General features: G+C 59.8%; 15 protein-coding genes and 1 pseudogene. 9 read left to right on the top strand and 7 right to left on the bottom strand.

The features are described from left to right. The first annotated feature begins 30 nt into the window (after nt 1-30). On the top strand, nt 31-972 hold the full coding sequence (tal, locus tag BM116_RS09215; protein ID WP_083724127.1) for a transaldolase: 942 nt from the start codon (nt 31-33) through the stop codon (nt 970-972). Here the strand turns inward: tal and rssC are convergent. Then, nucleotides 961-1,446, bottom strand: coding sequence for an anti-sigma factor antagonist RssC (rssC, locus tag BM116_RS09210; protein WP_083724339.1), 486 nt, complete (start codon nt 1,444-1,446; stop codon nt 961-963). The genes tal and rssC overlap by 12 nt on opposite strands. Beyond that, nucleotides 1,446-2,642 carry a PP2C family protein-serine/threonine phosphatase gene (locus BM116_RS09205; RefSeq protein ID WP_083724125.1) on the bottom strand — a complete coding sequence of 399 codons (1,197 nt, stop codon included), beginning with the start codon at nt 2,640-2,642 and terminating at the stop codon, nt 1,446-1,448. Before BM116_RS09205 ends, rssC begins: the two co-directional genes overlap by 1 nt. A gap of 228 nt (nt 2,643-2,870) precedes the next feature. Between BM116_RS09205 and BM116_RS09200 the strand changes: the two genes are divergently transcribed. Next, entirely contained in the window at nt 2,871-3,170 is a 300-nt protein-coding gene (locus BM116_RS09200; RefSeq protein WP_083724123.1) for a PilZ domain-containing protein, read from the top strand. A gap of 76 nt (nt 3,171-3,246) precedes the next feature. On the opposite strand, the gene BM116_RS09195 is transcribed toward BM116_RS09200, so the two are convergent. Next, entirely contained in the window at nt 3,247-3,975 is a 729-nt protein-coding gene (locus tag BM116_RS09195; RefSeq protein WP_083724121.1) for an MlaA family lipoprotein, read from the bottom strand. Nucleotides 3,976-4,078: 103 nt separating this feature from the next. On the opposite strand from BM116_RS09195, the gene BM116_RS09190 reads away from it, so the two are divergent. The 3 genes from BM116_RS09190 (at nt 4,079) to BM116_RS09180 (ending at nt 5,537) form a co-directional block, all read left to right on the top strand. Continuing rightward, a complete protein-coding gene (locus tag BM116_RS09190) occupies nt 4,079-4,507 on the top strand; it encodes an acyl-CoA thioesterase (protein ID WP_083724119.1) in 429 nt (142 codons plus the stop codon). Nucleotides 4,508-4,629: 122 nt separating this feature from the next. Further along, nucleotides 4,630-5,193, top strand: coding sequence for a hypothetical protein (locus tag BM116_RS09185; RefSeq protein WP_083724117.1), 564 nt, complete (start codon nt 4,630-4,632; stop codon nt 5,191-5,193). Between the two features lie 65 nt (nt 5,194-5,258). Beyond that, entirely contained in the window at nt 5,259-5,537 is a 279-nt protein-coding gene (locus BM116_RS09180; RefSeq protein ID WP_083724115.1) for a DUF4404 family protein, read from the top strand. Between the two features lie 46 nt (nt 5,538-5,583). On the opposite strand, the gene queF is transcribed toward BM116_RS09180, so the two are convergent. Genes queF through BM116_RS09165 form a run of 3 tightly spaced genes read right to left on the bottom strand, consistent with a single transcriptional unit; the run spans nt 5,584 to nt 8,181 of the window. Continuing rightward, nucleotides 5,584-6,420: an NADPH-dependent 7-cyano-7-deazaguanine reductase QueF gene (queF, locus tag BM116_RS09175; protein ID WP_083724113.1), complete on the bottom strand. Its 837-nt coding sequence runs from the start codon at nt 6,418-6,420 to the stop codon at nt 5,584-5,586. 50 nt (nt 6,421-6,470) lie between these two features. Then, complete coding sequence (locus tag BM116_RS09170; RefSeq protein WP_083724111.1) at nt 6,471-7,247, bottom strand: ABC transporter permease; 777 nt, start codon at nt 7,245-7,247, stop codon at nt 6,471-6,473. A 1-nt stretch (nt 7,248) separates the two neighbouring features. Next, nucleotides 7,249-8,181, bottom strand: a complete 933-nt coding sequence (locus BM116_RS09165) for an ABC transporter ATP-binding protein (protein WP_083724109.1) — start codon at nt 8,179-8,181, stop codon at nt 7,249-7,251. Nucleotides 8,182-8,409: 228 nt separating this feature from the next. Here BM116_RS09165 and BM116_RS09160 point away from each other — a divergent pair, with 228 nt between their 5' ends. The 4 genes from BM116_RS09160 (at nt 8,410) to BM116_RS09145 (ending at nt 14,024) form a co-directional block, all read left to right on the top strand. Further along, a complete protein-coding gene (locus BM116_RS09160) occupies nt 8,410-9,720 on the top strand; it encodes a spinster family MFS transporter (protein ID WP_083724107.1) in 1,311 nt (436 codons plus the stop codon). A gap of 246 nt (nt 9,721-9,966) precedes the next feature. Continuing rightward, a complete protein-coding gene (locus BM116_RS09155) occupies nt 9,967-12,435 on the top strand; it encodes an acyl-CoA dehydrogenase (RefSeq protein ID WP_083724337.1) in 2,469 nt (822 codons plus the stop codon). A 102-nt stretch (nt 12,436-12,537) separates the two neighbouring features. After that, entirely contained in the window at nt 12,538-12,939 is a 402-nt protein-coding gene (locus tag BM116_RS09150; protein ID WP_083724105.1) for a PA2817 family protein, read from the top strand. Between the two features lie 98 nt (nt 12,940-13,037). Next, nucleotides 13,038-14,024 carry an alpha/beta fold hydrolase gene (locus tag BM116_RS09145; protein WP_083724103.1) on the top strand — a complete coding sequence of 329 codons (987 nt, stop codon included), beginning with the start codon at nt 13,038-13,040 and terminating at the stop codon, nt 14,022-14,024. Nucleotides 14,025-14,414: 390 nt separating this feature from the next. On the opposite strand, the pseudogene BM116_RS09135 reads toward BM116_RS09145, so the two are convergent. Next, nucleotides 14,415-14,615 (bottom strand): annotated as a pseudogene (locus tag BM116_RS09135) (hypothetical protein); the annotation flags it as partial.

The raw sequence follows: 14,615 nt of genomic DNA, 5'->3' as shown, positions 1-14,615 counted from the left end.
GGCAAAGCCCCATGGAATCTGCCTTGCATCATGACCTCGAAACTCGACAGCCTGAAACAGCACACCCAGATCGTTGCCGACACTGGCGACATCGACGCCATCGCCAAACTGCAACCGACCGACGCCACGACCAACCCGTCCCTGCTGCTCAAAGCCGCCTCGCTACCGCGCTGCCAGCCCTTGCTGGAACAGGCAATCGCCGATGCCAAGGGCAGCAGCGATCCTATTACCAACGCGTGTGACCGCTTCGCCGTGGCCATTGGCCGCGAGATCCTGCAGTTGATCCCGGGCCGTATCTCCACTGAGGTCGACGCGCGCCTGTCCTTTGACGGCGACGCGACTTTGCGCAAGGCAGTCGAGCTAATCGAACTGTACGAGCGCGCCGGCGTTACCCGTGACCGCGTGCTGATCAAGATTGCTGCCACCTGGGAAGGCATCCAGGCCGCCGCCGCGCTAGAGCGCGAGGGCATTCAATGCAACCTGACGTTGCTGTTTTCCTTCGCGCAGGCCCAGGCCTGCGCTGATGCCGGGGTCTATCTGATCTCGCCGTTTGTCGGTCGCATCTATGACTGGTACAAGGCACATGAGGGCCGCGACTTCACAGGCCTGGAAGACCCGGGCGTACAATCGGTGGCGCGCATCTTCCGCTACTACAAGCAGCACATGTACGGCACCGTGGTGATGGGAGCGAGCTTCCGCAATACCGGGCAGATTGAAGCGCTGACCGGCTGTGACCGCCTGACGATCAGCCCGCAGCTGCTGGAAAGCCTGGCTGAGCAGGCGGGAAAGCTGCAGGTCTCGCCCCTGCTGAGCACAGGCGCAGCCGACGCGCGCCAGCAGCTGGACGAGAAGGCCTTCCGCTGGGCGCACAACGAGGACGCTATGGCGACGGAAAAACTGGCGGAGGGGATTCGGGCCTTTGCCGCGGATCAAATCAAGCTGGAGCGCCTGATAGCGGGGTCAGGCGCCTGATTCCAGGGCGCTGACCAAATCACGAAAGGCTTCGCGGTTGCTGTCGTTGAGATTCATCAGGATACGGTGTGCTTCCAGCACCTTACGCTTGACCTTCTCTTCTGACAGCATCTGCGCGGGCAGATCCTGCAACTCTTCGCAGCTGGGCGTGCTTTCTGGCACGATATTGAACACCTGATCAAAGCCCATGCTTTGCAGTAGACGGTTCATGTCATCGTGATTGGAAACCAGCGTCGGCAGAAAGCCGACCTTTTGCCGCGAGAGGATAGACAGCTTCGCCAGCAGGCCTAGAGAGGTGCTGTCGATGCACTCGGTTTCGGTCAGATCAATGACGATCGACTCGAAACTCAGCACGCTGAAGATTTTTTCGATATAAGAATCCAGCGCCGCACACAGCGTAAGGCGAACATCGCCAATGAACTTGAGCACGAACGTGCCCTGCTCTTCGGCAAACTGGATCTTGCCAGTGGTCATCATTCTGCGTTCCTGCTCAACACCAACACGGAAATGTCATCAGGCATGGTTTTATTGGGGTCCAGCCCCAGGGCCGCCATAATACCCTGCATCGTCCCGCCATGCTCGGCAATTAATGCCGGCAAGCGGGCTTCCTTATCCTTCAGCGTAGAGCCTTCCAGGCAATCCAGCACACCATCGGAGCAAAGCGTCAGGCTAAAGCGCTCGGGTAGCTCGATGGTTTCGTTCTGATACTCGGCATCTTCAAACAGGCCGACCGGGCGCCCCTTGCCGGTGAGGTAGCGCGCCTGACCATCAGTATAGATGACCGGCAACGGCAGGTGCCCACCGATACTGTAAGTAAGCGTTCGCGCCTGCTCGTCAATTACTCCGCCCAGCATGGTGACGTGCTTGCCGAGGTTGCAGTTGATCAGGCTGCGATTAATGTGCCCAAGCACGTCCGAGGGTTTAAACTCGATCCGCCCGGTCGCCCGCGCCTCACTCTTGCGCTGCTCATACATCAAACGCGTGGTCATGAACTTGAGCAACACCGTTACAAAGGCAGAAGAGGACCCGTGCCCCGACACATCCGCCAGATAAAAGCCGAGCTGTGTATCGGAGATACGGAAATAGTCGACAAAGTCGCCAGACAGGTACAGCGAGGGGATCAGCCGGTGCTCCAGACGATATTCGCCACTAACCCACGGCGACTGCGGCAGCATGTTGAGCTGCACCTGGTGGCCGGCGGCCTGATCGTCACGAAGCTCTTTGAGGTGAACCTCCAGCTCGCGATTGGCACGCTCCAGTCGCTCGCGAATACGCTGGTTCTCAAGCCGCAGACGGGCGCGATCTAGCGCACGACGCACCGCGTGGGACAGCACTTCAGGATCATGCAAGGGGTTAAGCAGGAAGTCGCTTGCCCCCAGACGCAGTGCTTCCACGGCGTCCGTCATCGCGCCGTCAGCGCACATGACAATCACCGGCACTTCGAGCCCGGCTTCAGTGATCTGACGAACTACCTCAAACCCCTGCCCGCTGCCCAGATGCAGATCGCAGAGCACCAGCTCGGGGCGCGCATCATGAAACAGTGCCACGCCGTCTGCGGCAGTGGCGGCCTGCAACACGTCGCAACCAAGCTCTTCCAGGTAGGCGGTCAGACGCTGGCGAACCTGATCGTCATCGTCAATCACCAGCAATGTTGTGCCTGAAGGCTGCATAGAGTCCCTACGTCAACGTCTCGCTGCGCGTTTGCGCGGAGACCACAGGGTGGCTGAATCGGGCCGGCAGTACCCCGGCGTTTTCAAGGTGGAAACACTACTCCCATCCGTTCTATCTCGCAACCGTTGCCCGGCCGCATTCGGGTGCTTGTCTGCAAGCCCCGGCAGCACTAGGATTAACTGCGAAATGCCGCAATAAAATGTACCTGTTTGCAGCGGGAGCCGCCGATGTCATTTCATGACCAGCAGTACAGTGAAAAACGCGATTTCATGCGCATGACCATGGACACCAGCGCCCGCCTGAGCACTGGCGATCTTGAGCTGGACGTCGTGTGCCGAGACCTGTCCAACCAGGGAGCCCTGGTCATCAGCCAGCAACCGGTGACGGAAGGGGCAACCGTCGGCCTGACCATATCCTCCCCCACTCCCGGTCTGCAGGGCCTGCAGGCCAAGGGCGACGTGGTGCGCTGCGAGCCCGAGGACAATGGCCAGTTCAGCATCGGCCTGCGCTTCGACAGTCTGAGCTGACCGGCAGCCCTATCAGGCGCCACACAGCAAAACGCCCGGCCTTACGGCCGGGCGCTCGCTTGCCGCTGACGCGTATCTAGAACTCGTCTGGCACGTTACCGTCACGCACCTTGAATTCGCGATTTTGCAGATAGGCGTTGCGAATAAAGGTGTAACGATCGCCGGTAATCAGACGTTCCTGATCCAGCAGGCCCGCACGGGCATCGATCACCTCGGTGGCAAACATCTGGTTACGCACACGAATGTCGTTTATATAACCGGTGTAGGTGTAATTGAAGAAGTTTTCCGGCAGCTTGGATGCCGTATCGCGCAGCGTATTGGGGCCGATAAAAGGCAACATCAGGTAAGGACCGCTTTCCACACCCCAGTAACCCAGAGTCTGCCCCAGATCCTCGTCGTTACGCTCCAGCCCCATACGCGTGGCAACGTCTACTGCGCCCAGTCCGCCCAGCAAGGTATTGAACAGAAAACGCGACATGTCTACGCCGGCTTCGTTGAACTTGCCCTGCAGGGTGTTGTTGACGAAGTTCATCGGCTCTTGCAGGTTGTGGAAAGCGTTACCGATGCCGTCACGCATGAACTCGGGCGTCACCGCCTTATAGCCTTTGGCAACAGGCTTCAGCGCATAACGATCAAGGGTGTCGTTGAATCGAAAGGTAACCCGGTTAACGCGCTCCCAAGGGTCAGGGTTAACGTAGTCGGACTCGTAATCGTCGTAGTCATCTGCGGCAAAAACAGGTGTAATGCAGGTCAACGACAGTGCCGATAGCAGTGCAACCACTGCTCCTGTCTTCAGCGAGCTCATCAGCGGCCTCTCCAGTTCTGGCTTGGTTTCGTCAGTCAGGCAATACCGACGCAGGCCCGCAGTGTAATGCAAAACCCGATTTGATTTCAGTGGAAAATTGCCCATGACCGATACCAAAGGCCCCTTGATTTATAGCACCGAACTCCCCATTCGCTATGGCGACATGGACAGCAATCAGCACGTCAACAACACCCGCTACTATCAGTACCTCGAAGAAGCGCGCATTGAGTGGCTGGATGGTCTGGGAGCGCACCGCCGCCAGGTTGGCCAGGGCCTGGTCCTGCTGACCTGCACCCACCACTTCCTCAAGCCACTGTTTCACCCTGGCACCGTTATCGTAGAGCTGTACGCTGGCGTGGTTGGCCGCACCAGCCTGACGCTGGAGCACAAGATGTACAGCAAAGGTTCGCCGGACCTGGTTGGTCATGGCGACGTAAAAATGGTCTGGATTGATGTCGCCAGCCAGCGCCCGATCCCGGTACCCGACAGCGTTCGCGCGGCCATGGGGGCCGAGTTGCTGGCGGCGGACTGAGGCACCTGTTCGCGGACTCCATTAGTTGTAAGGAGCGTCCAACCCCGCTCGCAGTCATAAAACTGCAAAGCAATTGCAAGATGATGTGCGGTCAACACCGTTTCCGACAAGGACCCCGGACCATGACCGCACACCGGATCGAGGCCGTACTCTTCGATCTCGGCGGCACCCTGACCGCCGCCGACCCCGCGCCTGACACCCTCAACCTGCTGCCGCAAGCAATGCCTTGCCTGCAAGATTTGGCAGAGCGCGCCCTGCCCACCGGCTTGTTGCCGGACCACAAGAACCGTGACAGCAAGCAGCTGCGCCCCCTGCTCGATGAGGTGCTGGATGACTGCGAGGCACTGCGCCCCTTTCCCGCCCCCGATCGCGTCGCCACGCTGGCAGTGCGGATGAAGGCCGCGGCGCTGCGCCGCTGCGTGCTGGTGTGCGGTAGCGCCGATGCTGTCAGCGCCGGGCTTAATGCTGGGTTCTGGACCGTTGGCACAGCCCTGAGTGGCGCCCTGAACGCGCAACAGATGCAACAGTGGGAAGAGCAGGACAGCGATACGCATGATCGCCTGCGACTACAGGCCACCATGGCACTAATGAACGCCGGGGCCCACTACGTGATCGACAGCGTGGACGAGCTGGGTAGCTGCCTGGATGACATCGAAGTGCGATTAGGCAAAGCCCAATTGCCGTAATTTGGACGCACGCGTTGTCTATCTAGGGGTATAGTGAACCAAACCCGTAGGACAGGAGAGAGTACATGCCCACAGAGCGTCTGAAATCACAGCTGGAGTCGCTGCAGGCGACGCTCAACGAAAGCGATTCACAGCTGACCGTTGAGGAGCGAGAAGCCCTGCAGGCGCTGGCAACCAGCCTGGAAGCCCGGCTGCTGAAAGAGCGCGGCGATGCTGATGTCGAAGAAGATCCAACCCTGGTTGATGGCGTCAATCTGATGGCCGAGCAATTTGAGGCGCGCCACCCCACCCTGGCTGGCACCCTGCGCAGCGTTATGCAAAGCCTGGCGGACATGGGTATCTAACCCTTTCAACACAAAAACGCCCCGCAAGTCGGGGCGTTTTTGCATCTTACTGCCGCGCCAGTCGCAGGTTCTCCGGCATGCCCGGCTCGGTAGAGCGCCAAGGGTTGATATCCAACCCGCCACGGCGCACATAGCGGGCATACACCGTCAGCTTGGCACCCTCGCCCAGCAGCGTCAGCAGATCGAGAAAGACCCGCTCAACACATTGCTCATGAAAATCCGAGTGCTCGCGGAACGAGACCAGATACCGGACCAGCGCCGCCTCATCAATACGCGGGCCGCTGTAGCTGATCAGCACCGAGCCCCAGTCAGGCTGGCCGGTGACCGGGCAGTTGGACTTGAGCAAGTGGCTATGCAGCGTCTCGTTGACCTGAACACCACTGGCGTCCAGCGCCAGCAACGACGCGTCGTAGTGATACTGACTGACACTCACATCCAGGTCGTCAATGCAGCGTCCGGGCAGCGTCAGCATACCCAGCTGATGTAACTGCTGCATGTTGAACAGGCGCACCGCAACAGGCCCCTGCGCGGCTACCGACAGGTCGGACTCCAATGTCTCCAGCAGCTCTCGACGGTCTCGAAAAACTGTCTGATTCAATGAGTTGAGATAGAGTTTGAAGGATTTGGATTCAACAATACGCGCCGCCTTGATCGGGAAGACAAACTCCGCCGCCGCCACCTCCGGCTTGCCGGAGGGCGTCAGCCAGGACAGCTCGAAGCAGTTCCAGATGTCAGCGCCGTGAAAGGGCAACTGCTGCGCATCCAGCCCCAACTCCTGCCATTTAGGCTGACGCGGGATCGGGAACAGCAACGATGGCGTGTAAACGCTGACGTAAGCACTGGACTTGCCCAGTGGAGATCCCGTCGCTGGATGATCAAACATGCGTGTACCCTCAATTGACCAGAAGGCTGCCGGACGGCGGCCCGGCGCCATTATTGCCGCAGACCGGTGCCCCTGACCAGCAGCCAGTAGCTGAGGCTGTAGAGAATCAGGGTGAACAGCGACATGATGACCAGCGCGGTGGCAATCGGAATATCCGAGACGCCGAGAATGCCGTAACGGAACGCGTTGACCATGTGCAGGATCGGGTTGACCTGCGACACCGCCTGCCAAAATGGCGGCAGCAGGCTGATCGAATAAAACACCCCGCCCAGATAGGTCAGCGGCGTGAGCACAAAGGTCGGCACGATGGAGATATCATCGAAGGTGCGGGCAAACACCGCATTGATGAAGCCGCCAAGCGAGAAAACCAGCGAGGTGAAGAACACCACCGCGATGGTAAGACCGATATGCTGAACCTGCAGCCGGGTAAAGAACAACGATGTGAGGGTCACGATAAAGCCGACCATCAGCCCGCGCGCAACGCCGCCAAAGGTATAACCCAGTAGCACCACATGGGGCGACACTGGCGCCACCATCAGCTCCTCGATGGAGCGCTGGAACTTGGTGCTGAAAAAGCTTGAGACCACGTTGGAGTAACTGTTGGTGATCACCGACATCATGATCAGCCCCGGCACGATGTAATCGATGTAGCGAAAGCCACCCATCTCACCAATACGGCTGCCGATCAGGTTGCCAAAGATCACAAAGTACAGCGCCATGGTGATCGCCGGCGGCAGCAAAGTCTGCGGCCAGATACGGGTAAAACGACGAATTTCCTTGGTCAGGATGGTGCTGAACGCAACCCAGCTCTGTTGCCAATACTGCATGTCAGGCTCCCCGCTTCTCGGCATTTTCATCGACCAGCGCCAGGAACAACTCCTCCAGCCGGTTACTCTTGTTGCGCAAGCTCGCGACCTCAAGCCCAGCCTCGCTCAGCGCCGCAAAAAGCGCATTGAGGCTCTGGGACTTGTCCACCTGAACTTCCAGGGTGTGCTCATCCACGCGCTTGCACGGGTAGTCACCGAGTGACGGCGCCTCAACCAGAGTCTGTCGAACATCCAGCAAGAAGGTCTCGACATGCAGCTCCTTGAGCAGCTCGCGCATGCTGGTGTTATGAATGATGCGGCCCTGGTCGATGATCGCGATGTGCTTGCACAACTGCTCCGCCTCTTCCAGGTAATGCGTGGTCAGCACGATGGTGATGCCCTGGGCGTTGATCTCCTGCAGGAACTGCCACATCGAGCGGCGAATCTCGATATCGACCCCGGCGGTCGGCTCGTCCAGGATCAGCAGTCTGGGCTCGTGAATCAGAGCACGGGCAATCATCAGGCGGCGCTTCATGCCGCCTGAGAGCATGCGCGAGGGTACGTCCCGCTTGTCCCACAAACCGAGACGCTTTAGGTAATGCTCGGCGCGCTCCTTGGCCCGCGCCAGCGGAATACCGTAATAACCCGCCTGGCTGACCAGGATATCCATGACCTTTTCAAACTGGCTGAAATTGAATTCTTGCGGCACGACGCCAATACAGCGCTTGGCGGCCAAAAGCTCCCGATCAATGTCGTGACCGAAGATGCTGACCTCGCCGGCAGACTTGTTGACCAGCGAAGAGAGAATGCCAATGGTGGTGGACTTGCCGGCGCCGTTAGGCCCTAGCAGGGCGAAGAAGTCGCCCTCGCGCACCTCCAGATCAATGCCCTTGAGGGCGCGCATTCCGGTGCCATAGGTCTTTTCCAGGCCCCGAATACGAATAGCTGCGCTCATGCCATGCCTCACGCCTTGCAAAGTTGAGGGCTAACTATGTGGTCATATCCGCAAGAATCAACCCCTGGCCCCAAGCAACATTGGAAACGCACAAATATAGCGAATGAAAATACCGCACAGCGAAACAACGGGCTTACAAAATTGCAACAAAAGCAGCCAGCCGGTCGATTGTGACTATTAACGGGACAACGTATTCTCCGGACAAAACAACAAACACCGGAGACACTAATGGCTCAAACGCCTGACACCGCGACGGACCCGAATGACGTCAGTCATCGCATAACCCCAGCCTACCGCCGCTATGCCCTGTTCATCCTGGTACTGGCGTATACGTCCAGCCACGTTGACCGCAACATCGTCGGTATCCTGATCGAGCCGCTTAAAGCCGATCTGCTGCTGTCAGACACCCAGTTGGGCTTTCTCTCCGGTATTGCCTTCGCCCTGTTCTACGCCACCCTCGGCATCCCGATCGCGATCTTTGCCGACCGCTCCAACCGTCGTAACATCATCGCCTGGTCCATCGCCATCTGGAGTGCCATGACTGCCCTGTGCGGTATGGCCAACAATTTCTGGCAACTGGCCCTGGCACGTATCGGCGTGGGTATCGGCGAGGCAGGCTCCAGCCCGCCGTCGCACTCGATGATCGCTGACCTCTACCCTAAGGAAAAGCGCTCCAGCGCCATGTCCATCTATGCCCTGGGCGTCTACCTCGGCATCATGATCGGCTTTATCGTTGGTGGCTTTGTCGCTCAGTGGTGGGGCTGGCGAGCAGCCTTCTTTGTCGTCGGCCTGCCCGGTATTCTGATTGCCCTGCTGGTGCGTTTTACCATGGTAGAGCCGCCGCGCGGCTTCGCTGACGGGGTCAAGCCGCCGCCATTGGGCAAGGTCAACATCAAAGCCGGTTTTGCTGTCCTGTGGCGTGTACGCACCACCCGCCACGTGGTACTGGGCGTCAGCCTGACAGCGCTGGTCGGCTACGGCACCATCGTCTGGAACCCTGCCTTCCTGATTCGCAGCCACGGCCTGACGCCCGGCCAGGTCGGCCTGTTCCTGGGCCCGCTGATGGGTATTGTGGGCGGCCTGGGCGCCTGGATCGGCGGTATGCTGGCCGACAAGCTGGCAGCCCGTGACGCCAGTTGGAACGCTTGGATCGTTGGCCTGGCCAAGCTGATAGCGATTCCCTTTATTGTCGCCTTCTACATGATCGACAGCACCTTCTGGGCGCTGGTCGTCTATTGCCCTGCCGTCTTCCTGGGCGCCTTCTACCTCGGCCCCAGCTTTGCCATGATCCAGAGCCTGACGCCGCTGCGTAGCCGCGCACTGGCATCAGCGATCATGCTGCTGGTACTGAACCTGGTCGGCCTGGGTCTGGGCCCGCAGTTGATTGGTATCGTCAGCGACATGGTCAGCGGCACCTTCGGCACCGACAGCCTGCGCTACGCACTGATCGGCGCGGCCTTCCTCAATATCTGGGCCTGCGCACACTACTATTTTGCCGGCCGTACCCTGCGTCACGACCTCGACAACGTAGACAACTAAGCGCTCTACCCCGGGTGCCCAAGGGTACCCGGGGTTCCTCCCTCCCTTCTCCATTGCCGCCACAAACGACTATGCTTAGTCGTGCATGCCGATGCTCATCGGCTTTCCGACCGCTCACATCACTGCGACGCCCCCATTTTGTCAGCAGAATCGGCGAAACAGCACCACCCACCAAACAAGAGTGGGGAATTATTCGGCGTCATGCGCGGTCAGGAGTACTGTGACGAACAAGGAGTGCGCGACATGATGACCCTGCTATGGCTGGTTGGCCTGCTGCTGTGTATTTGCGGTTTGGCCTATATTCGAACGAGCTTACTCAATGCCACCCTCGGTGTGGCTGCCTACCTGGCCGTGATGACCCTGCTGGGCCCGGTCCACTGGTTGATCGATCTTCTGCTGTGGGCACTGTTCCTCGGCATTGCCATCCCCCTCAATTTGCCCGAATGGCGCCAACGCAGCATCAGTGCCCCGCTGCTCACCTGGTTCCGCAAGGTTCTACCGCCGCTCTCCGATACCGAGCAGCAGGCGCTTGATGCAGGTACCGTGTGGTGGGATGGCGAACTGTTCAGCGGCCGCCCGGACTGGGGCAAGCTGCACAGCTTCCCGACGCCTCACCTGAGTGCGGAAGAACAAGCCTTCCTTGATGGTCCGGTGGAAGAACTCTGCCGCATGACCAACGAATGGGAGCTGACCACCCACCTGCAGGACTTGCCGCCGGACGTCTGGCAGTTCATTCGTGACAACGGTTTCTTCGGCCTGATCATTCCCAAGGAGTTTGGCGGCAAGGGCTTCTCTGCCTATGCCCACTCCCAGGTAGCCATGAAACTGGCCAGCCGCAGCGGTGATCTGGGCACCACAGTGATGGTCCCCAATTCCCTGGGGCCCGCCGAGCTGCTGATGCATTACGGTACCGATGAGCAGAAACAGCACTATCTGCCGCGCCTGGCGCGGGGCGAAGACGTCCCCTGCTTTGCCCTGACTGCGCCGGATGCCGGCTCTGATGCCGGCGCCATGCCCGACAAGGGCATCGTTTGCAAAGGGCAGTTCAATGGCGAAGAAGTGCTGGGCCTGCGCGTCACTTGGGAGAAGCGCTACATCACCCTGGGCCCGGTTGCCACCGTGCTCGGCCTGGCCTTCAAGGCCTATGACCCGGACCACCTGCTGGGCGATGAAGAGTCGCTGGGCATTACCCTGGCGCTGATTCCGACCGACACCGAAGGCGTCGAGATCGGCCGTCGCCACTTCCCGCTCAACGCCGCCTTCATGAATGGCCCCAACTCCGGCAAGGATGTGTTCATCCCGATGAGCTACCTGATCGGCGGCCAGGAGCGCATCGGTCAGGGCTGGATCATGCTGATGAACTGTCTCTCGGTTGGCCGCTCCATCTCGCTGCCGGCCGGTAGCATCGGCGCAGCCAAGATGGCCAGCATGACCACCGGCGCCTACGCCCGCATCCGCGAGCAGTTCAACCTGCCGATTGGCGAGTTTGAAGGCATTCAGGAAGCGCTCGCACGCATCGGCGGCAACACCTACGTCATGGACGCCGCGCGCACGATGACCGCAGGAGCCGTTGACCTGGGCGAGAAACCATCTGTGCTGTCTGCGGTAGTGAAGTACCACCTGACCGAGCGCATGCGCCAGTGCGTCAACGACGCCATGGACGTACACGGCGGCAAAGGCATCTGCATGGGGCCCAACAACTACCTGGGCCGTGCCTACCAGTCGGTGCCGATCTCCATCACCGTGGAAGGCGCCAACATCCTCACCCGCAACATGATGATCTTTGGTCAGGGTGCAATCCGCTGCCATCCGTATGTACTGCGCGAGATGCAGGCCGCAGCGCTGGATGACGAAAACGAGTCGCTCAAGCAATTTGACCGCCTGCTGTTCGAGCATATCGGCTTCTCGCTGAGCAATGCCGCTGGCAGCCTGCTGCTGGGCCTGACCGGTGGCCGCTTGGCCAACGTGCCGGACTACCCGCAGACGCGTCGCTACTATCACCAGCTGTCGCGCCTGGCAGCCGCCTTCGCCACCCTGACCGACTGCACCATGTTGATGCTGGGCGGCGAGCTGAAACGCCGCGAGCGCCTGTCGGCACGGCTTGGCGATGTGATGAGCAACCTGTATCTGGCCAGCGCCACACTCAAGCACTTTGATGATCAAGGTCGCCCGGAAGAGGACCTGCCGTTCGTGCAGTGGGGCTTGGAAGACCTGCTCTATCGCATCGAAAACAGCCTGCATGAAATCCTGCTCAACTTCCCGAACCCGAGCATGGGTTGCCTGCTGCGCGTTGCGGTCTTCCCGCTGGGCCGTCGCCTGACGCCGCCGAGTGATGAGCTGGAAACCGAGATCGCACGCATCCTGATGCGCCCGGGCGCGGCTCGCGATCGGCTGATCGCCGGTTGCTACCAGAGCGACGACCCGCAGGACGTCACCGGCCTGCTCAACACCACGCTGGAAGCCGTACTGCAAAGTGCACCGATTGAAGCACGCCTGCAAAAAGCCCTGCGCAGTGGCGAGCTCAAGCCAGAGGGTGCAGACCCGCTCACCGCCGCGGTTGAGAGCGATCTGATTACCGCCGCCGAGGCCGAGCAGGTGCGCAATGCACGCCAGGCCCGGAGCGCGGTGATCAAGGTGGATGACTTCTCCAAGGAAGAGATGACGCCCGCCAAACCTCGTCGAACCAAGGCCAAAGCCAAGGCCGACGACGCCTGAGCAGCCGTCAGGCCAGCCAGAGATGGCTGGCCTGACGCGCACAACCTGATAGACTCGCCGGGTTTCGGCACTTGCTACACGCCCGGCCTATCAGGAGTTTCCATGTCTACCCCGCCCAGCTACCACGAATACCACCTCGCCCTGCTGCAGAGCCTGTTTGATACCATCAAGGCGCAAACCGTCCTGCTCGATCAGGTCCCCGAGGAAAGCAACGAACTCTTCATGGAGCGTTTTTCCGAGCTGCTGACCCAACTGCAGCAAGGTGATCACGACAGCCTCTACCAGGGCCAGGACATCCTTTGCCAAATCATCGCCCGCTACCCGCAAATCGCCCACCTGATTCCACGCGATCTGCTGTGGTACTTCGGCGGCGACTGCCTGCACTTCATGCCGGACGAGGAAATTGCCCAGTTCCAGTTGCTGGATGAGCACCGCGCCGCTGCCGAGGAGCGTGGCGAAGTGTTCGACTGGGTGCAGGCAAGGCAACTGCTACAGGCCGACTGAGCAGCCCAACCGCACGGTCACATCCGGCAAAGGACTGCCGCCGCCTGCACAAGCAGCACTTGCTATAGTCGGGCATCGCCACGTGAAAGGAGCTGTCCGTGAAAAAGACCCTCGCCACCGCCACGCTGCTGGCCACCTGTACCGCCCAGGCCGAATATGGCCCCCAACTCGAAGGCTTCGACTACCCCTACCCGTTGCAGACCTATAGCTTCAGCTCGCAACAGCAAGCACTCGAGATGGGCTATCTGGACGTGCCGCCCAGCGAGGCTGCCAACGGCAAAACAGCCGTTCTGCTGCACGGCAAAAACTTCTGCGGCGCCACCTGGGAGACAACAATCAAGGTCCTCAGCAACGCCGGCTACCGCGTCATTGCACCCGATCAGGTGGGCTTTTGCAGCTCAAGCAAGCCACGCGGATACCAGTTCAGCTTTGGCCAGTTGGCCGACAATACCGACGCCTTGCTTGCCTCGCTGAACATCGACAAGGCCACCATCATCGGCCATTCAATGGGCGGTATGCTGGCCGCACGCTATGCACTCAGCCATCCGGAACGAGTAGAACAGCTGGTGCTGGTCAACCCCATTGGCCTGGAAGACTGGCAGGCTGAGGGCGTGCCCTACGCCACCATCGACCAGCTTTACCAGGCCCAGCTCAAGACCACCCGCGAAGGCATCAAGAACTACCAGCTGAAGTTTTATTACAACGGCGAGTGGAAACCTGAGTATGACCGCTGGGTGGATATGAGCTACGGCATGTACGCCGGCCCCGGCAAGGAAATCGTCGCCTGGAACCAGGCGCAGACCGCAGAGATGCTGTTTACCCAGCCGGTGGTGCACGAGTTCGGCAACATTCAGGCACCGACCCTGCTATTGATTGGCGGCAAGGATCGCACAGCGCCCGGCGCCAATCGCGCGCCAGAGGCTGTCGCCCAGCGACTTGGCAACTACCCGGAGTTGGGCCAGAAGACAGCAGAGGCCATCCCCAATGCGACCCTGGTGGAATTCCCCGAGCTGGGTCACTCACCGCAGGTAGAGGCGCCCGAGCAGTTTCACCAGGCGCTGCTGAAAGAACTGAGCACAGATTGATTCAGCGGCAACCGCGCAAACGCCTTAACCACTAACGCTGAAATGAAAAGCTCCGAAGCCGCCATCGCTGCGGTTTCGGAGCCACAAGAAAGTTGAGCCAATTCGCCCAAAAATTCGGGCACAAAAAAACCGCCTCAAGAGCGGTTTCTTTGTTACGACTGGAGCGGGAAACGAGACTCGAACTCGCGAGGCTCCCCGCCCAGCCCCTACCTCGGCAAAGTCGTGCTCTACCAACTGAGCTATTCCTTTTGCGCCCGAAACCCGGGCACAAAAAAACCGTCTCAAGGACGGTTTCAGACTGCTGACGAACCCCGTGTTTTCGCGGGGTTTCGTTTTTCTGGGGTGTTTGTAATGATTTTGCAGGTGTCGGGTAATTTAGCCTGTTAACCGCTAAAAACCGTCCGAGCAGCTCCATTTCCAGCCTCGCAGCCAAGTGCCGCGTCTTATCCCGGATTGCAGGCGTAAAAGCATCGCCAGCAGGCGGGCAATCTTCTTCATGTTTTGGCAGGCGGCTGCCAGCAGGCACTGTTTCATTACCTTGCGCAGTCCACGGAATCGGGCATAACGGTGCCCGTGCAGCTCCTTGGCGTC

The sequence above is a fragment of the Halopseudomonas pachastrellae genome (assembly GCF_900114765.1).
Classification (GTDB): domain Bacteria; phylum Pseudomonadota; class Gammaproteobacteria; order Pseudomonadales; family Pseudomonadaceae; genus Halopseudomonas; species Halopseudomonas pachastrellae.
This window is presented reverse-complemented; position numbering and strand designations above follow the sequence as displayed.

Bases quoted from the DNA above. Each gene is read 5' to 3' on its own strand.
- tal (WP_083724127.1), top strand. From the start codon at position 31: ATGACCTCGAAACTCGACAGCCTGAAACAGCACACCCAGATCGTTGCC.
- rssC (WP_083724339.1), bottom strand. From the start codon at position 1,446: ATGACCACTGGCAAGATCCAGTTTGCCGAAGAGCAGGGCACGTTCGTG.
- BM116_RS09205 (WP_083724125.1), bottom strand. From the start codon at position 2,642: ATGCAGCCTTCAGGCACAACATTGCTGGTGATTGACGATGACGATCAG.
- BM116_RS09200 (WP_083724123.1), top strand. From the start codon at position 2,871: ATGTCATTTCATGACCAGCAGTACAGTGAAAAACGCGATTTCATGCGC.
- BM116_RS09195 (WP_083724121.1), bottom strand. From the start codon at position 3,975: ATGAGCTCGCTGAAGACAGGAGCAGTGGTTGCACTGCTATCGGCACTG.
- BM116_RS09190 (WP_083724119.1), top strand. From the start codon at position 4,079: ATGACCGATACCAAAGGCCCCTTGATTTATAGCACCGAACTCCCCATT.
- BM116_RS09185 (WP_083724117.1), top strand. From the start codon at position 4,630: ATGACCGCACACCGGATCGAGGCCGTACTCTTCGATCTCGGCGGCACC.
- BM116_RS09180 (WP_083724115.1), top strand. From the start codon at position 5,259: ATGCCCACAGAGCGTCTGAAATCACAGCTGGAGTCGCTGCAGGCGACG.
- queF (WP_083724113.1), bottom strand. From the start codon at position 6,420: ATGTTTGATCATCCAGCGACGGGATCTCCACTGGGCAAGTCCAGTGCT.
- BM116_RS09170 (WP_083724111.1), bottom strand. From the start codon at position 7,247: ATGCAGTATTGGCAACAGAGCTGGGTTGCGTTCAGCACCATCCTGACC.
- BM116_RS09165 (WP_083724109.1), bottom strand. From the start codon at position 8,181: ATGAGCGCAGCTATTCGTATTCGGGGCCTGGAAAAGACCTATGGCACC.
- BM116_RS09160 (WP_083724107.1), top strand. From the start codon at position 8,410: ATGGCTCAAACGCCTGACACCGCGACGGACCCGAATGACGTCAGTCAT.
- BM116_RS09155 (WP_083724337.1), top strand. From the start codon at position 9,967: ATGACCCTGCTATGGCTGGTTGGCCTGCTGCTGTGTATTTGCGGTTTG.
- BM116_RS09150 (WP_083724105.1), top strand. From the start codon at position 12,538: ATGTCTACCCCGCCCAGCTACCACGAATACCACCTCGCCCTGCTGCAG.